Source organism: Spongiivirga citrea (assembly GCF_010671565.1).
In the GTDB taxonomy this organism is placed as follows: Bacteria; Bacteroidota; Bacteroidia; order Flavobacteriales; family Flavobacteriaceae; genus Spongiivirga; species Spongiivirga citrea.
In genome coordinates, this window is the sequence record NZ_JAABOQ010000002.1 from 263,472 (window position 1) to 279,987 (window position 16,516).

Genomic DNA, 16,516 nt, shown 5'->3' on the forward strand with positions numbered 1-16,516 from the left:
TTTTCGTATTTTTAAATTCAATCTTAACTACCGAAAATGAATGTTTGTTTTTTAATGTATCCTTGGGAGAGCATTGAGCCCAATGGAGATTCTACCTTAGTACTTATTCATGAATGTTTAAAAAGAGGCCATAAAGTAGCTGTGGCTACTCCTGCTAATCTGACTATTAGAAATAGCGTTGCCTATGCATTTTGCAAATTGGTTGGAAAAGGAGATAAATTTTCAAACACACCAAGGTTATTTTATAAAACGGCAAAACTTCGTGAAAAAATGCTTCCGATAGCTGGATTCGATGTGATTTTTATGAGGGCGAATCCACCTTTGGATCCTATTGTTCTTAATTTTTTAGATTCAGTTAAAGAAGACGCTTTTATTGTAAATGATATTGAGGGACTGCGAGAGGCAAATAATAAAATTTATACGGCTGCTTTTGATGATCCTAATAATGAGATTATTCCTGTAACACACGTATCTAAAAACAAGCAGTATTTAAAAGAAACTATTAAGGAGAGTGAACATGAAAAGATGATCATGAAGCCATTAAATGGTTATGGAGGAAGTGGAGTTATTCTATTAGAAAAAAGTGCATTGAGCAATATTAATTCCTTGCTTGATTTTTATATTGATAATAAAGATGGTACTTCAAACTACGTGATTCTTCAAGATTATATTCCTGGCGCCGACCAAGGAGATGTCCGTATTTTATTGCTAGGCGGAGAGCCAATAGGAGCCATAAGACGTGTTCCAGGGGATGATGATCACCGATCTAATTTAAGTGCAGGGGGTTCATTTAAAAAACATTCACTTACCAAACAAGAAAAGGCACTCTGTAAAAAAATAGCACCTAAACTCCGAAAAGATGGACTACATTTTGTTGGAATAGATGTGATAAATGGGATGTTAGTTGAAGTAAATGTGATGAGCCCCGGAGGAATCACTTATATTAATAAAGTCCAGAAAACGCGTTTGCAAGAAAAAGTGATGGACTATATTGAAGAAGAGGTGTCGATTAGACAAAAGGCATTTGACCGCCGAGCACGTTTAAGAAGTAGTATGACTGATGCTTAAATTATCGGTTGAAGATATTATCGAAAAAATCAAGCAGCAGCAAACCTTCGAAGCTGTTTCTGATGATTATTCCTTCACGCTAAAAATAGAAGATTATTCTCCTTATATCTGTGGAGCGGTTCATGACGGACATCAATTTCGAAGCTCATTATGGAATAATTGTTTGCATACGGAATACGAACGTTGGTATGAAGAGGATCCTTGTACCAAGCAAATGGTCCAATCACATCCTATTGTTATTGCAGGGTTAGACTCTAGGTTTGAGTACGATCTTAACCGCGCGCCCGATAGCGCTATTTATACGGATGCTTGGGGAAAACAACTATGGAAAAGCCCGCTTGCTGAAGATGAGAAAAACCGAAGTCTTCAAAAGCATTATAATTTTTATAAAGTAGTTCAAGCACTTGTAGAAACTATAGAAACTAAGTTTGGAGTGGCTTTAGTCTATGATATGCATTCCTACAATTGGAAACGATGGGATAGGGAAGTACCTACTTGGAATTTGGGTACTGTCAACATTGATAATGGTCGGTTTGGAAAAACTACACAATCCTGGAGCGGAACATTAGGAAAGATGAATCTGCCAAATGGAATAAAAAGCTCATCAGATATTAATAACACCTTTCAGGGTAATGGTTATTTCTTGAAATATATTTCGCAGAATTTTGATAATACATTGGTGCTTGCCACTGAAATAGCTAAGGTATATTGCGATGAGGAGGCTTATGTTATTTATCCTGACGTAGTTCATTCAGTAGAAGCGCATTTAAAAGAAATGATTCCTACATTTGCACATTCCTTTTACAAAGAATTTCAATAGTACGAATTATGAAGAGTGATTATGATGTAGCGACGAATGCTGACCTATTTGATATCGACAACGATATTCATCGTTTGGTCCAGAAGATTGAACTTCTCAATTATGTCAATCCAATTAATATTGAACAGGAAAAGGGGGCATTTTTTTCATCCAAATACCGAAATAATCCAGTTTTTAAATACCCAAAGCTAAAGTTCGACGCTTATAAATTACAGCGATTATTATTCTCGATGCGCTTGGAACGAATTGCAGACGAGGATATTAGAAACTTATATCGCGATATTATTTATGATTACTCTTCTTTAATCGAGTGTATAGATACGATAGGTAAAGGAAAAGACTTTTATTACAACTGCCTAAAATCGTTTGGAACTCCGACTGAACGTGATGTTGAAAACGCACGATTTATTCTTCATTTTGAAGATGAAGTTAATGATTCTACGATGATTCCTGCTTATAATGTTCATGAGGCGGAGGCATTTTTTCGACAGTATTCCAAGGAATATGGTTTTGATTTCAACATCAAACTATCTACAAAATTAAGTGCATCGGCAATGGTGCTTAATAATACACAGACCTTGGTATTGAAGAAGAACGCCATGTTTAGTGCCAATATGCTAAATGTACTTGCTAATCATGAGATTGGTGTTCATATGGTTACTACTTTTAACGGATTGAGTCAACCATTAAAAATCTTTTCAAACGGACTCCCAAAAAATGTGGAAACCCAAGAAGGATTGGCGGTATTTAGCGAATATATGTCTGGTAGTCTTACTATGCATCGTTTAAAGGAGTTGGCTTATCGCGTGCTGGCCGCGGATAGTTTGCTTAAGGATCATAGTTTTTCTGAAACCTTTAATTTATTACACAGTCAATATAAGTTGAATAAAGAAGAGGCTTTTACCATAACATTACGAGTCCACAGAGGTGGAGGATTTACAAAAGACTATTTGTACTTAACGGGGCTTAAAAAGGTGTATGATCACTATCATAGCGGGAAAGACCTGAATAATCTGCTAACTGGAAAAGTTACTTTAGAATACTTGCCGGTGATCGAAAAACTACAAGAACAAGGATTAGCGCGATTATCAAAATACGTATCGAGTGCTTTTAAGAGTAACGACAACCAAAACAAACGGTTGGATTTTATCCTTAAGAATTTGAAATAAAAAGGGTTAATTAATCCAAGGTTTTAACCTAAACATCACAAATCAAAACACCTTCCTTTAAAGCTGCTAATTTATCCTTGTAGGTTGGAATAAACTCCTGAGCAACATAACCCTTAAAACCTGTTCCTACAATCGCTTTCATGATAGCTGGGTAATTTAATTCTTGTGAATCGTTGATCTCGTTTCGCCCAGGAACTCCACCAGTATGATAGTGTGAAATGTATTTGTGGTATTTTTTAATCGTTGCTATGACATCTCCTTCCATAATTTGCATATGGTAAATATCGTATAATAATCTAAAGTCATCAGAACCGATCTTTTCTACTAATTGAACACCTCAAGGTGTGTGGTCGCATTGGTAATCGCGATGATCAACTTTGCTGTTAAGTAATTCCATTACAACCGTGATCCCCTTTTTAGCAGCGTAATTAACCAGCGGATCTAATCCGATAGCGCATTGATCTAATCCGACTTCATCACTTAAGCCGTTTCGATTACCAGAGAATACAATCACCTGTTTTACATCATTATCTGCAGCTTTATCAATAAGTCCCATATACTTCTCTTGTAAAGGCCCATGATTTTCAGGAGTATTAAATCCATTCTGAATATCAGCAAAAACATCAGTACCTAATGAGCTTTTAAGGCCATATTTAGCAACAACAGGCCATTCTTCAGGAGTTAATAGGTCTATAGCCTGTAATCCGATTTCCGCTGATTTCTCTGCGAATGTTTCTAATGAAATATCCTGATAACACCATCTGCAAACTGTATGATTGATATTCCCTTTTAAACCAACCGCTGTCTCTTCAGTTTTCTCTTCGTTTTTATCAGCAGATATTATACAGGAAGTACTTACTCCAGCGAGTCCTAATGTTCCGGCTGTAATAGATAAGTTTTTAATTACGGTTCTGCGGTCTATTTTGTTGCTCATGACTAGTCTCGATTTGTTTGGTTTTTAAGTTACAAAAGGATATCACTCGTTACAATAATTTTTATGAATTCCTATTTCAAAAAATTACCAATCCAAGTATAGCCTACCATCATTAATATTACTGATAGAATACTGTAACTAGGAAAAAAAAGCCCAGTCATAATAGCTACAACGGGAATTGAACCAGCGTAGACTAGTGAAATGAGTCGTGAATTTTCATGATCTCTTAAAATACCGTGTGCAGCAGGTAACATACAGCAAAGGGCAGTTATTGCTGATAGAAGAAAATAAGAATTATCAAGAAGAAAAAAGCAAACAGCGCAAATGACTCCTATACCTAACAAGCCTGCAAATAAATATCCACTGATTCGCTCCCGAGAATCTAACAAATACTTTCCGTAGGAATCAAAATTTAAAATGGCATTTGAAATAGGCTCTGCGATCCAAACACCCAGTGCAAAAAACAAATACAAAATAAGTAGAGGGATCGCTAAATAATCCAATTTAAATGAGCTTAATACGGAATACCCAATTCGATAGGCAATATAAATTCCAATAATAAAAACCCATTGGTTTTTGGTGGACATTTTACTAATCCAAAATGCATACTTTAGATAAGCTCGATATAAAAAATTCTTTCCTTTTAAAGCAGTTGACATTCCTGAACGAGCATACTCCGAGTTAGGATCTAGCATTAATGCTTCTTTAAAATGATTCAATGCTTTTTTAATATTACCATGTTCTAAAGCCACCCAACCGCTGCTGGCATGAGAAAAGTCATCCTCAGGGTTTTCATACAGTACATTCTCAACAGCTATCGCTGCTTCTTCCTTTCTATTTAGTTTTGTTAAAACAATGCCGCGCGCATTAAGACATGTGGTATTTCGCGGGTTAATAGCTAACCCCTGATCGACTGCAATGAGCGCATTTTTAAAGTCTTTTAAATGCAATAATATATATGCTTTTTGGGCGAATAGATAATCGTCATAAGGTGCCAAACTAATTCCCTGCGCATTTAAACTCAAGGCTTCTTTTGATTTATCTTGCCTTAATTTAATACTAGCCAACATACGATAAACATCGGAATCGTTAGGCGTTTCTCCCAATAGAGCCTGACCCATTTCTTCCGCGATTTCAATAGCGCCAAGTTGTAAATGACTATGTGCTATATAAAATTTCGCTTCTGCGTTGTTTACATCTTCTTGAAGGGCTTTTTGTAAATATGAAATGGCGTCTTGATACCTACCTAAATTATATAATTGAAGTCCGCGTTCGAGATTCGGAGATTCACTCATTACTTTTTAATGTTTAAATAAGTCAATATTTCATCATACAATCCAGCATCGTTGGCATATAATGCATAATTTTTGGCTGAACCAAACCATTCCTTAGTTGAAGGTTTAACTTGTTTAATAGCTTTTAAAAAATCTTTTGTAGTCAAGGGCTTCGGAATACCATCTTTAAACGATTCTTGAAGTTTTTTCTCGATGGCCACATCAATAACAGCATTAATATCGGCACCAGAAAATTCTTTAGAACTTTTTGCTAGTGATTTTAAGTCAATAGGGTCACAAGGTTTTCCTTTAAGATTAATGTCATAAATGGCCTCACGCGCTTCCAGGTCAGGAGGTGATACAAATATAATTCTATCAAAACGTCCCGGCCTTCTAAAAGCAGGATCTAAATACCAAGGTGCATTGGTAGCACCCATAATAAGAACACCATCATTCGACGATTCAATGCCATCTAATTCTGATAAAAATTGATTAATAACTGTTCTTCCTGCTGTTTTGTTAACGTCATTCCGGTTGGCGCCGAGTGCATCGATTTCATCAATAAAAATTACACACGGAGTGTTTTTTCTAGCCAATTCAAATATCTCATGCAGATTTCGCTCACTACTACCTAGCCACATATCAAGAATTTCGTTGATGCCAACATTAATGAAATTGGCATTAATTTCGCCAGCAGTAGCTCGCGCCAAATGTGTTTTTCCACAGCCTGGTGGTCCATACATTAAGATGCCACCACCAATTTTTTTACCGTATGCTTTATATAAATCAGCATGTTCTAGAGGCTTTATGATTTTTAAAGAAATCTCTTCTTTTACTTTATCCATACCACCTATATCTTTAAAAGAGGTATTGGGCTTTTTCAAAAAGCGCAAGGCATCATCATCAATAAACTCCTCTTCATCGGGTGTCATATTAACTTTTAGCTTGCTGTCAAAATATTCATTGACATAGTTTCTATCAATATCCAGTAACTCTTGATAGGTTGCAGTAGCCTGACCCATTTGATCAGTTTTTAAATAACAATAACAAAGTAATTCGAGATACTCTACAGTCTTTTTCTTGGCGATCAATTCTTCTAAAATAACTTCCGAAGCTGAATATTTTTCTTGCTTAAAATAAGTGTTTGCTAGTCCAAGCTTAGCCACTTCATTAGTGCCATCATGCTGTAAAACCTGCAAATAGTGATTTTCAGATTCTTGGTAATTACCAAGTTTATAATAGATTTTTGCTACTTGAAGCCGCAGCGGATTATTATTTGGCGAAAGCAAAAGTGCTTCTAGTAGATCATTCAACAAAGACTCATCCATACTGATGTAATTTGAGTATAAGTTTACGACATTTGATCATAAAATATAAGCGAATTTTTAATTTGTTTTTTGATTGCGAATAGAAATTACTTCTTCTTGTGATACAGGTGCATTTGCCCCAACTTTCGAAGCCACTAAAGCACCCACGGCGCAAGCGAAATCTAAAGCAATTTCTGGACTTTCTTTGCTTAAAAGTTTGAAAACTAAACTGGCTAAAAAGGAGTCGCCTGCACCAACAGTATCTCCAACCTGAACTTTATAGCCAGAATGTCTGTAAAAAGTACCATCTTGATAGAGTAGTGCTCCATTACTTCCCAAGGTGACACAAATAGTGTTTGAATCAGTAGTTTGAGCGATATACTGAACTTGATCCTCAATACCGTCAAATTGCTTTTCTTGCATTCCGCAGATTAATATGATCTCCTCATCATTAAATTTGATCATATCTGCTTTGTTCATTAATTCAAACAACACTTTTTTCTCGTAATGGGGAGCTCTCAAATTAACATCGAAAATTTTAAAATTGGCTCGATTCAAATAAGTTTTTAAAGTAGCTCGAGTGGTCTCTTCTCGACAAGCTAAACTCCCATAAATAAATGCATCAGTTGAAGCTATTTTGTCAGAGGCACGGTCATCATAATTTATATGATCCCATGCAACTGGTTTTGCAATAGTGTAGCTTGCGCTTCCTTTTTCATCTAGTACAACCGGTACATTGCCAGTAGGTAGCTCATTTTGCTGAATAAATGCAGTATTGAGCTCTCGTTCTTTTATGTATGTCAATGCTTCGTTCCCTAAAGCATCTGTTCCGATAGCGCTTATAATAGTTGTGTCAAGACCGAGAGATAAAAGTCGCAGAGCCACATTTAGAGGAGCACCCCCAATTTGTTTTCCTTCTGGAAATACATCCCATAAAACTTCACCAAAACACCAAACTGATAAACTAGTCTTCATCAACCAATTGCTTTTCAAGTTTTTCTAAGGAAACCCCTTTTGTTTCTGGCATTATGAAAAAGCCCCACAGGAGTTGTAGCACCATCATTCCCGCAAAAAAGTAATAAATGACCTGCAAATTATCTTTGAATATTCCTTCTTTGTCGTCAATAAAGAAGGGCGTGATTAAGGTGATAATTGCTGCGAATACCCAGTGTGTCCCTGTTCCCCATGATTGCCCAAATGCACGAACACGATTTGGAAATATTTCGGAAATAAATACCCAAATAACAGCACCTTGACCGATTGCATGAGATGCGATAAACACACAAATAAATGTGAGTAAAACAGCAGGACTCAAATCTGCTTGAAAGCAATAACCAACCATTAGTAAACTCACAATATAGCCGATAGAGCCAATTATAATAAGCTGTCGTCGTCCTAGTTTGTCAATTAATCTGATACCAACATAGGTGAAAACTAGATTCACCACACCTATTGATATAGCATTAAACAAGGAGTCCTGGCCACCTAAACCAGCTTGCTCTAATATTCTAGGCGCATAGTATAAAACAAAATTGATTCCCGATAGTTGATTAAAAAATGCGATTAGAAAACCTAGCCATAAGATCTTGCTGTATTTTTTCTGGAATAACTTCTCACTGCTTTTGGGCTGCTTTAGATCGGCTTTGATATTTACAAGTTCTTCTTTTGATTGTTCCTCACTATAGATCACATTTAAAACAGCCAAAGCCCCCTCGTCATCCTTTTTCTGTAGTGCCAACCATCTTGGACTATTAGGCACTTTCAATACCATAATAGTATATAGCAGCGCTGGAATTGCCTCAATACCAAGCATGAAGCGCCAATCGTTTTCACCGCCAATACCTTTTAATAACCAATTAGATACAAAAGCGATTAGTATACCAAATACAAGATTAAATTGGTACAAGGCAACTAGTCGACCTCGATTATTTGCTCCAGTGATCTCTGATATATAAATAGGAGCTGCAACTGAAGAGGCTCCTACACCGACACCACCAATAAATCTGAAAAAAGAAAATGAATATGGATCAGGAGCAAATGCACTACCAATAGCCGACATAAAAAACAAGACCCCAATCCAAAACAGGGTTTTCTTTCGGCCCAATTTCTTAGTTGGAATTCCTCCAAAAATTGAGCCGAGTACGGTACCCCAAAGAGCCATGCTCATGATAAAAGTCCCGTGGAAAAGGGGAGAGGTGTTCCAGAGTTTTTGAATAGGTTGATCTGCTCCGCTAATTACAATGGTGTCAAAACCAAATAAAAAGCCGGCAAGGGCAACGGTAATTGCCCAAATGGTTAGTTTTTTATTCATTCCAGGTTGATTTAATTGTTGAATACTCAAAATGATCTAGTAGTTGGCCTTGCTGACCAGAGAAGGTCATTTCGTCATAAGGGGAAGTTGGAAATACCTGAAGCGTCATCACATAGTTACCGTCATCAAAAAATAGTTCAATAGAAGATCTATCTACAAACAATTCAATTTTAGGTCGTATGTTATTGGTTTTAACTGGCATTCGCATACTATCTTTAAAGCTTTCTTCAAAATCGGTGATACCGGATTTTGAGCGATCAATTTGAAATTCTGAAGTTTCAGTATTGTAGTTTATTACTACTTTTTCATTTGCCTTATTTTTTAATTCAATTGAAATACTTTTATCAGGGTCAATATAGAAACTCGTTTTGTGACTAGTGCTTTTGGAAATATCCAAAGTATAGATGGAATCGAGATTTTCTTTTTCAAATTTCTGCATGCTAGTTGCATACTTATTAAGAGCATCCATAGGCACGCTCTTTAAAAGATAATCTCCTTTTAGTTTAATCAAATCTAATTTTCTAGGAATAGTCATCGCACTTCGCCATTCCTTAGTTGGAGTTTTTTGTGCATAGTTCCAATTGCTCATCCAACCTATAAAAAGGCGCTGATCATCAGGTGTATTATTATATGTTACACCAGCGTAATTATCAGTACCATAATCCAGCCATTTAATATCTTTTTGATTTGTAGTGAAGGTATTTCCATCAAAATCACCTATAAAATATTGAGTTCCTGAACCACCATTAGGCGCTCCTGGGTTTATACTTATTAGTAATACCCATTTTTCTTCTTCCTCTCCTTCAACTTTCAATTTAAATAAGTCGGGGCATTCCCAAACGCCCCCATGAGCTCCAACAGTTTTACCAAACTCACTTAAGTAGGTCCACTCTTTTAAGTTAGGCGAACTATAAAATTTAGCATGATCGCCGGCCACTAGTGCCATTATCCATTGGTTGGACTCATCATGCCAAAATACTTTTGGGTCTCTAAAATCGCGAATTGATGTTGGGTTCTTAATTACTGGATTTCCCTCATATTTTGTCCAAGTTTGACCATTATCATTACTGTATGCAATTCCTTGTGTTTGAAAATCATTTCGTCCAGCTTTTTCCCCTTCCATTAAATGATAAGTAAAAATGGCAACTAAAGCTGGTTTTTCAGCGGTACCAAATCCAGATGAGTTTTTATGATCTACAACTGCGCTACCAGAAAAAATATAACCATGTTCATCAGGAAATAATGCAATTGGTTGGTGGTCCCATTGTATCAAATCTTTACTCGTGGCGTGCCCCCAATGCATAGGCCCCCAAACAATATCTTCAGGATAATATTGGTAATACAAATGATAAACACCTTCATTGTAGACAAGACCATTGGGGTCATTCATCCATTTTTCTGGTGGTGAAAAATGAAATTGATTACGATGCGGTTCATCATATGATTTTTTTGTGGGTTGAGCGGAGACTGCTTGTTTTTCAACTTTTTTCTTACAGCTTGCGCATACAGCAAAAAACAAGACTGATACTAAAAATGCTCGCTTCATTTGAGAAATATGGTTAGTGCCGTTAATTTATGCATAATTTATAATATGAACGACAGTATACCATCAAAACCGATTAAGATGTTAAAATTGATTATTTGGGTAGGAAAATGCCTTTCTCAGTTGTTTTCGAAGTAAGAGACATTAAAACCAAAAACATGAAAAATCTAAGTATATTTTTAGTGCTTATGCTATCGTTAATAGCATGTACCTCCGATGATTCCGATAGTTCAATGATTACCGTTGAAGACATGGCACAAATACGAGCAACTGTTAGCTCTGGTAATTGGGTTGTGAGTAAGTATATTGATTCTGGTAAGGATGAAACTAGTGATTATTCTGGCTATAGTTTTAGCTTTAATACTGATGGAAGTTTAGTAGCAAGTAATCCAACTAGTACCATTGAAGGAACCTGGTCAGTAACTAATGATGATAGCAGCGATGATGATAGCGCTGATAACGATGTAGATTTCAATATCTTTTTTCAGTCACCTGAACTCTTAAATGAATTCACCGATGATTGGGATATTGTAAGTTATTCATCAACTCGTATTGAACTTAAGGATGTAAGTGGAGGAGATGGTACTACTGACAATCTTGTGTTTGAAAAAAATTAAATTATTTTTTTGATAGGCAGTCCGTTCCTATAAAAGTGTTAGGTGCTGAGTGAACGGGCTGTTTATTTTTGTTATAAGCCTTTAGTAAAAAGTTGTATTTTTAAATCGATAAGACAACTTACTAATACAATTTGAATCCTTCTAAAAACGAACTCCCAGACTGGGTAAAAGATTACAGAGACCAAAGTTGGCAAATAGAAATGTTAATTGCCGGTAGTGTAATTTTCTCTTTATATAGCGCATCGGACATTTTTAGGGAATATTTCTTAGCCGTTTTCCCGATTAGTTATACTAAACCCAATCATATTATTCTATTATTTGGGGTATATGTTATCACACGAATCTTATTAATTGGTTTTACTGCAAATTTGATATTAAGATCGGTATGGTTGGCATATTTAGGGATCAACTTTTCTTTTCCGAAAGGAGTAAACTACAATAAATTAAAACTCAGCAGTAATTACAAGGAAAAATTAAAAAGCAGTCCTAATATTGTACAACGTGTTGTTAGCCTCGAACGCTGGTGTAACCTGTCATACTCATTTGCTGTATTGCTGGCCCTTTTTACTACTAGCCTGCTAATTTCAGTGTCGGCAATTATTTGGATTTTAGATACGTTAGGTGCAAGTGTCTTCTTTACAAGTACTGTTTTTATATACAGTCTTGTTGCATTTTTAGCGATTGTACAACTTGGAGTTTTTGATAAATTACTTTTTTCACGAAATAGAGCAAGCGGTAAATTAGGTAAGGTTCTAAGTGGCATCTCACGTTTTTTGGAGATCATTACCCTTTCATTTCTTTTTAAACGAGAGCTTTTAGTAATGCGCACCAATGCCAATAAGTGGTTGCTATATCTATTTTCGATAGCTTATATCTTTATTGCACTTGTGTTTTCTGTAAATCATATAGATAGGTATTATTCATATGGCACTTTTCGCTTTAATATATGGGACGATCGAGAACAATATGCTGTTAATAATGCTCCTAGAAACAATGCACTACGATATCAAAATAACCTGAGCAAATCACGCAAATCCTATTTAGGTTGTATTCAAAGTGATATTATTAAAGATAGGTATGTAAAACTTTTTGTGGTTTCGTGGGTTACGTATGATAATTATCTTAAAACCAGTTATGAAAAATATGGTTATGAAAAGGATAACAGGAGTTTCAATACATATGCGGAACGAATTAACTTTGAAAGAAAAAATGACAGTGTTTATCGTTTGGCACTAAATGATTTGTTTAGAGTGTCTATCGATGATAAACCCTTTACAAATTTGACATGGAGTACTGGAGTTAATCCCGTTACACTAGAAGACGGCTATTATGCTTATATTGATATCAACAGTCTAGAGCCAAAAGAGCATAAGTTGAAAGTCAAAGTGGCCTACATTAATTGGAAGGACGAAAAACTCTTGGGAGACGTGATGGAGATTCCTTTTTGGAAAGACTAGGTTTACAATCCTTTTACATAGGTTTTTGAGGGCTGCTCGAATAACTCTAACTCAAAGTACTTAATAGAAGCAATTAAGTGATCGAATATATCGGCAATGATGTATTCATAGTTTTTCCATCGCTTATCACTGCTAAACGCATAAATTTCAATGGGAATACCTTGAGTAGAAGGCGGTAATTGGCGCACCATAATGGTCATATCCTTGTTAATAGCGGAGTGATTTTCAACATAGGTTTCGACATACTTTCTAAAAACACCGAGATTTGTTAGATTTTTACCGTTAATCGCTAAGGACTTGTCAATATTATGTTCTTCGTTGTATTCAAGAATTCTAGCTCCTCGACTTTCTAAGTAAGAAGTGAGCAATTCAATTTTTTTGAGCTGTTCAATCTTCTCATCAGTTAAAAAAGAAACCGATTCTTGTTTAATGATTAAAGCTCGTTTAATACGTCTTCCATCGGATTCATTCATACCTCGCCAATTCTTGAAGGAATCGGATATTAAGGCGTAGGTCGGAATTGTGGTAATGGTCTTATCAAAATTTTGAACTTTTACAGTTGCTAAGTTAATTTCAACAACATCACCATCAGCACCATATTTCTCGAAAGTGATCCAGTCACCAATACGAACCATATCATTAATAGATACTTGAATGCTCGCTACAAAACCTAGAATGGTGTCTTTGAAAATAAGCAGGATAATTGCAGAAGCTGCCCCTAGTGCTGTAAAGAATTTCCAGATTGTGGTTTCGGTAATTATGGCAAAAACGGTCATAATACCTGCAACCCAAGCAAAGATCATAAATACCTGTATGTAGCTGTCTATAGGCTTGTCCTTAAAAGTAGGAAGTGTTTTAAGGTGGTCTTTTATAGTATTCAATAAACTTCTAACAATTCTTAAAATCAAAACAACCCCAATAATATAGGTGGTTTTGATTGCGACATTCTCTGCATATTGAAAGTCAATAAATACCCATGGTACTATTTCAATGGCTAATAACAATGGAAAAACATGAGCAAGAAAACGTGGAAGTTTGTTCGCTACCAACAGGTCATCAAAATTTGTTTTCGATCTTTTAGCAATTCGTGAAGATAAGACTCGCAATAGCTTCCAAATAATATAATCACAGAGAAAGACAACTAGTAACATCGCTAAAAACAATGTTACCATATTCAAGTATGTAGCAGCTGTCTCAGCTAAACCAATTGAAATCAAATAATCATAAACAATATGTGATAGCTTTTTTTCCATAAAATCAAATTACGCGAAATTAGGACTTTTTTGAGGTTTAAAAATTGATATTGGTTATCCTTTTGAGTTTTAAGATTTATTTATAACAATCTAGCTAATGAATCTTGTAAATTGTATAACAATTAAGCTGTTCATTTAAAAACTACAACCATGAAAAAACTAAGTCTGGGTATTATGTTGTGCGCACTAGCATTAATAACTACCTCACTAATAGACAAAGATGACGAGACACTTACTGCTAATTTTATTACAGGTAATCCAGAAATAGCTTCGATTAACACATTGAGTTTTGGCCCAGAAGGAATTCTATTTATAGGGGACTCAAAAAATGCAACTGTGTATGCGATCGATACCAAAGACATTGACGAAAAACAGGAGGGAAGCAAATACAATATGGGTGAATTTGATAACAAAATAGCAGCTTCATTAGGCACCGATGTTGATAATATTAAAATCACCGATATGGCTGTTAATCCAATATCAAAATCGGTTTATTTTTCCGTGAATACAGCCGACGGAACTCCCGTTTTATTGAAGTTGAAGGGAGAAAACTTTGAAAATGTGTCACTTACCAAAACAAGTTTTTCAAAAATCGGATTGAATAATGCTGTAGCCGCCGATAAAAAGGATAGAAGAGGTCGTTCTCAAAGAGTATGGGCAATCTCAGACTTAGTATATCACAATGGTAAGGTAATGGTTACTGGCTTATCAAATAAGGAGTTTAGTTCTACATTTAGAAGCATTCCGTTCCCATTTAAGGACAAACAAGATTTTGCATCATTAGAAATCTATCATGCAGCTCACGGAAAGTATGAAACACATGCACCTATTAAGACTTTTAGCGTGATTAATATGGAAAACACTGATTATGTTCTGGCAAGTTACACCTGCACACCATTGGTTTTATTTCCGTTGAATGATCTGAAAAATGGGAAACATACAAAAGGACGCACAGTTGCAGAATTAGGTTCTGGTAATTCTCCTATCGATATGATATCCTTCAAAAAAGAAGGAAAACCATACTTTGTAATGACGAATACAAACCGTTCTGCAATGCGAATTGATTATGAAACCATAGCTAGTTTCAAAGAATCATTGACGGAACCAGTAACAGAGTTTGCTGTAGCGACAGGGGTAAATTATGTGTCCTTACCGATGGTAAATGTGTTACAACTTGATAATTTGGATAAAGAGAATGTGGTGTATATGCAACGTACTGCTTCTGGTGAGTTAGTTTTAAGAAGTCGCCCTACTAAATGGATGTAGGAATTCATAATATGTTTAAAAAAAAGATCAAGTTCGTCTTGGTCTTTTTTTGTTTAGGTATTCTTTTTAGCTGCTCGAATAATTCCAAAGAAACGGAAGTTGAAGTTAACTACGAGCAACAAAAAGCTCTAAGTATTAGCTTTAAAAACAAAGGGCAAGATTCTGATTTGAAGGTGTACAGGAAGAGCAATAAAGAAACTGCAATCTTAGGTGATTTTACGACTAAGGACGGAATTACAAGCTTTACTCCTATAATCCCGTTCTCATCCGGCAACGAGTATGTCGTATATAGCAAGGACAGACTTCTGTCTTCATTCACTATTCAGTCTTTCGAAAATGAGTTAGCAAAACTGTTAGCTATATACCCAACTACAGATAATGTGCCAGAGAACCTCTTAAAAATATATCTCGTTTTCTCGCAGCCGATGGAAGAGGTTGGCAAAGCACTGGATCATATAAAAGTGATGAATACGAATACGGGAAAGGAGGCTAGTGTTTTTCTGGATTTACAACCCGAATTATGGAATAAAGATCATACACAACTCACCTTGTGGCTAGATCCTGGACGAATAAAAACGGGTTTGATACCTAATAGAGAAAGTGGGTTGCCAATTTTAAAAGGAAATACCTATAAGATCATCGTAGATAAAAACTGGAAAACAGCTAACGGACGGCCTTTAGATAAAGACTATATAAAACAACTAAATGTTGAAGAACGAGATGCCACCAAACTTGATCCAAACTCATGGAGTTTGAAAGTGCCAAAAGTAGATACTAAAAACCCACTTACCATTACATTCACTGAAACATTAGATGCAATTTTACTGAAAGAGAGTTTTAGTATTTTAGATAATCAAGGAGTTGAAGTAGAAGGAGAGTTTGTGTTTGAAGACAAGGAAACTGTGTTGCTTTTCAATCCAATAAATAAATGGAATGTAGGAGCTTATAATATATCAATTGCCTCAAAACTAGAGGATCTAGCAGGTAATAACCTCAATCATTTATTCGATCAAGATATTACTGATAAAAATGTCACAACAAATTCATCTGGATCGCATAAGGAGCTTTCATTCGAAATTTTATAAATTAGGGTTATGTTTAAAAAAATAGTACTATTTCTAACGCTAGTCTTGTTTATGGCTGGTTGTAACAGTTCACAAGTTGATCAAAACAAGGAATTTGATTCCAACTATGCACATGTTGTATATTTTTGGTTAAAGAACCCAGATAGCCAACAAGACCGCACGGCATTCGAAACATCACTTCGTAAATTCCTGGATAATTCTCAATTTGCTAAAACCAACTTTATCGGCACTCCGCCCAAAGCGACTCGGGATGTGGTAGATGATTCATTTACCTACAATCTGATTGTTTCTTTTGAGTCTGCAGAGGATCAGGAAGGGTATCAAAAAGAAGAGGCGCACTTACAATTTATCGAAGAATCTAAACACTTATGGACAAAGGTTGTGGTGTACGATGCGTCGACTATTGAATGAT

Annotated in this window: 15 protein-coding genes and 1 pseudogene; 8 read left to right on the top strand and 8 right to left on the bottom strand. The window is 35.7% G+C overall.

Annotated features, from left to right (window positions below; genetic code table 11):
• Positions 1-36 precede the first annotated feature (36 nt).
• Genes gshB through GWK10_RS04845 form a run of 3 tightly spaced genes read left to right on the top strand, consistent with a single transcriptional unit; the run spans position 37 to position 3,057 of the window.
• Positions 37-1,068: a glutathione synthase gene (gene gshB / locus GWK10_RS04835; RefSeq protein WP_164029795.1), complete on the top strand. Its 1,032-nt coding sequence runs from the start codon at positions 37-39 to the stop codon at positions 1,066-1,068.
• On the top strand, positions 1,061-1,888 hold the full coding sequence (locus tag GWK10_RS04840; RefSeq protein ID WP_164029796.1) for an N-formylglutamate amidohydrolase: 828 nt from the start codon (positions 1,061-1,063) through the stop codon (positions 1,886-1,888). Before gshB ends, GWK10_RS04840 begins: the two co-directional genes overlap by 8 nt.
• Positions 1,889-1,896: 8 nt before the next feature.
• Positions 1,897-3,057, top strand: a complete 1,161-nt coding sequence (locus GWK10_RS04845) for a flavohemoglobin expression-modulating QEGLA motif protein (RefSeq protein WP_164029797.1) — start codon at positions 1,897-1,899, stop codon at positions 3,055-3,057.
• Positions 3,058-3,085: 28 nt separating this feature from the next.
• Here GWK10_RS04845 and GWK10_RS18395 read toward each other — a convergent pair.
• The 7 genes and pseudogenes from GWK10_RS18395 to GWK10_RS04875 form a co-directional block, all read right to left on the bottom strand.
• Positions 3,086-3,376, bottom strand: a pseudogene (locus tag GWK10_RS18395) (TIM barrel protein); the annotation flags it as partial.
• Between the two features lie 18 nt (positions 3,377-3,394).
• On the bottom strand, positions 3,395-3,991 hold the full coding sequence (locus GWK10_RS04850; RefSeq protein ID WP_239540702.1) for a sugar phosphate isomerase/epimerase: 597 nt from the start codon (positions 3,989-3,991) through the stop codon (positions 3,395-3,397).
• 71 nt (positions 3,992-4,062) lie between these two features.
• A complete protein-coding gene (locus GWK10_RS04855) occupies positions 4,063-5,286 on the bottom strand; it encodes a tetratricopeptide repeat protein (RefSeq protein WP_164029798.1) in 1,224 nt (407 codons plus the stop codon).
• Positions 5,286-6,593 carry an ATP-binding protein gene (locus tag GWK10_RS04860; protein WP_164029799.1) on the bottom strand — a complete coding sequence of 436 codons (1,308 nt, stop codon included), beginning with the start codon at positions 6,591-6,593 and terminating at the stop codon, positions 5,286-5,288. The genes GWK10_RS04855 and GWK10_RS04860 overlap by 1 nt, the downstream gene beginning before the upstream one ends.
• A gap of 57 nt (positions 6,594-6,650) precedes the next feature.
• Positions 6,651-7,547 (bottom strand): carbohydrate kinase family protein, encoded by an 897-nt coding sequence (locus GWK10_RS04865; protein ID WP_164029800.1) that lies wholly within the window; start codon positions 7,545-7,547, stop codon positions 6,651-6,653.
• On the bottom strand, positions 7,537-8,883 hold the full coding sequence (locus GWK10_RS04870) for a sugar porter family MFS transporter (protein ID WP_164029801.1): 1,347 nt from the start codon (positions 8,881-8,883) through the stop codon (positions 7,537-7,539). The genes GWK10_RS04865 and GWK10_RS04870 overlap by 11 nt, the downstream gene beginning before the upstream one ends.
• Entirely contained in the window at positions 8,876-10,429 is a 1,554-nt protein-coding gene (locus GWK10_RS04875) for a glycoside hydrolase family 32 protein (protein ID WP_164029802.1), read from the bottom strand. The genes GWK10_RS04870 and GWK10_RS04875 overlap by 8 nt, the downstream gene beginning before the upstream one ends.
• 155 nt (positions 10,430-10,584) lie before the next feature.
• Here GWK10_RS04875 and GWK10_RS04880 point away from each other — a divergent pair, with 155 nt between their 5' ends.
• Both GWK10_RS04880 and GWK10_RS04885 read left to right on the top strand, forming a co-directional pair.
• Positions 10,585-11,043, top strand: a complete 459-nt coding sequence (locus GWK10_RS04880; RefSeq protein WP_164029803.1) for a hypothetical protein — start codon at positions 10,585-10,587, stop codon at positions 11,041-11,043.
• A gap of 131 nt (positions 11,044-11,174) precedes the next feature.
• Positions 11,175-12,500 (top strand): hypothetical protein, encoded by a 1,326-nt coding sequence (locus tag GWK10_RS04885; RefSeq protein WP_164029804.1) that lies wholly within the window; start codon positions 11,175-11,177, stop codon positions 12,498-12,500.
• Between the two features lie 2 nt (positions 12,501-12,502).
• On the opposite strand, the gene GWK10_RS04890 is transcribed toward GWK10_RS04885, so the two are convergent.
• Positions 12,503-13,753, bottom strand: coding sequence for a mechanosensitive ion channel family protein (locus GWK10_RS04890; RefSeq protein WP_164029805.1), 1,251 nt, complete (start codon positions 13,751-13,753; stop codon positions 12,503-12,505).
• A gap of 150 nt (positions 13,754-13,903) precedes the next feature.
• Between GWK10_RS04890 and GWK10_RS04895 the strand changes: the two genes are divergently transcribed.
• The 3 genes from GWK10_RS04895 to GWK10_RS04905 are packed head-to-tail and all read left to right on the top strand — an operon-like array spanning position 13,904 to position 16,515.
• Positions 13,904-15,019, top strand: a complete 1,116-nt coding sequence (locus GWK10_RS04895; RefSeq protein WP_164029806.1) for a hypothetical protein — start codon at positions 13,904-13,906, stop codon at positions 15,017-15,019.
• Positions 15,010-16,104, top strand: a complete 1,095-nt coding sequence (locus GWK10_RS04900) for an Ig-like domain-containing protein (RefSeq protein WP_164029807.1) — start codon at positions 15,010-15,012, stop codon at positions 16,102-16,104. Before GWK10_RS04895 ends, GWK10_RS04900 begins: the two co-directional genes overlap by 10 nt.
• 9 nt (positions 16,105-16,113) lie before the next feature.
• Complete coding sequence (locus GWK10_RS04905; protein ID WP_164029808.1) at positions 16,114-16,515, top strand: Dabb family protein; 402 nt, start codon at positions 16,114-16,116, stop codon at positions 16,513-16,515.
• Position 16,516: the final 1 nt, after the last annotated feature.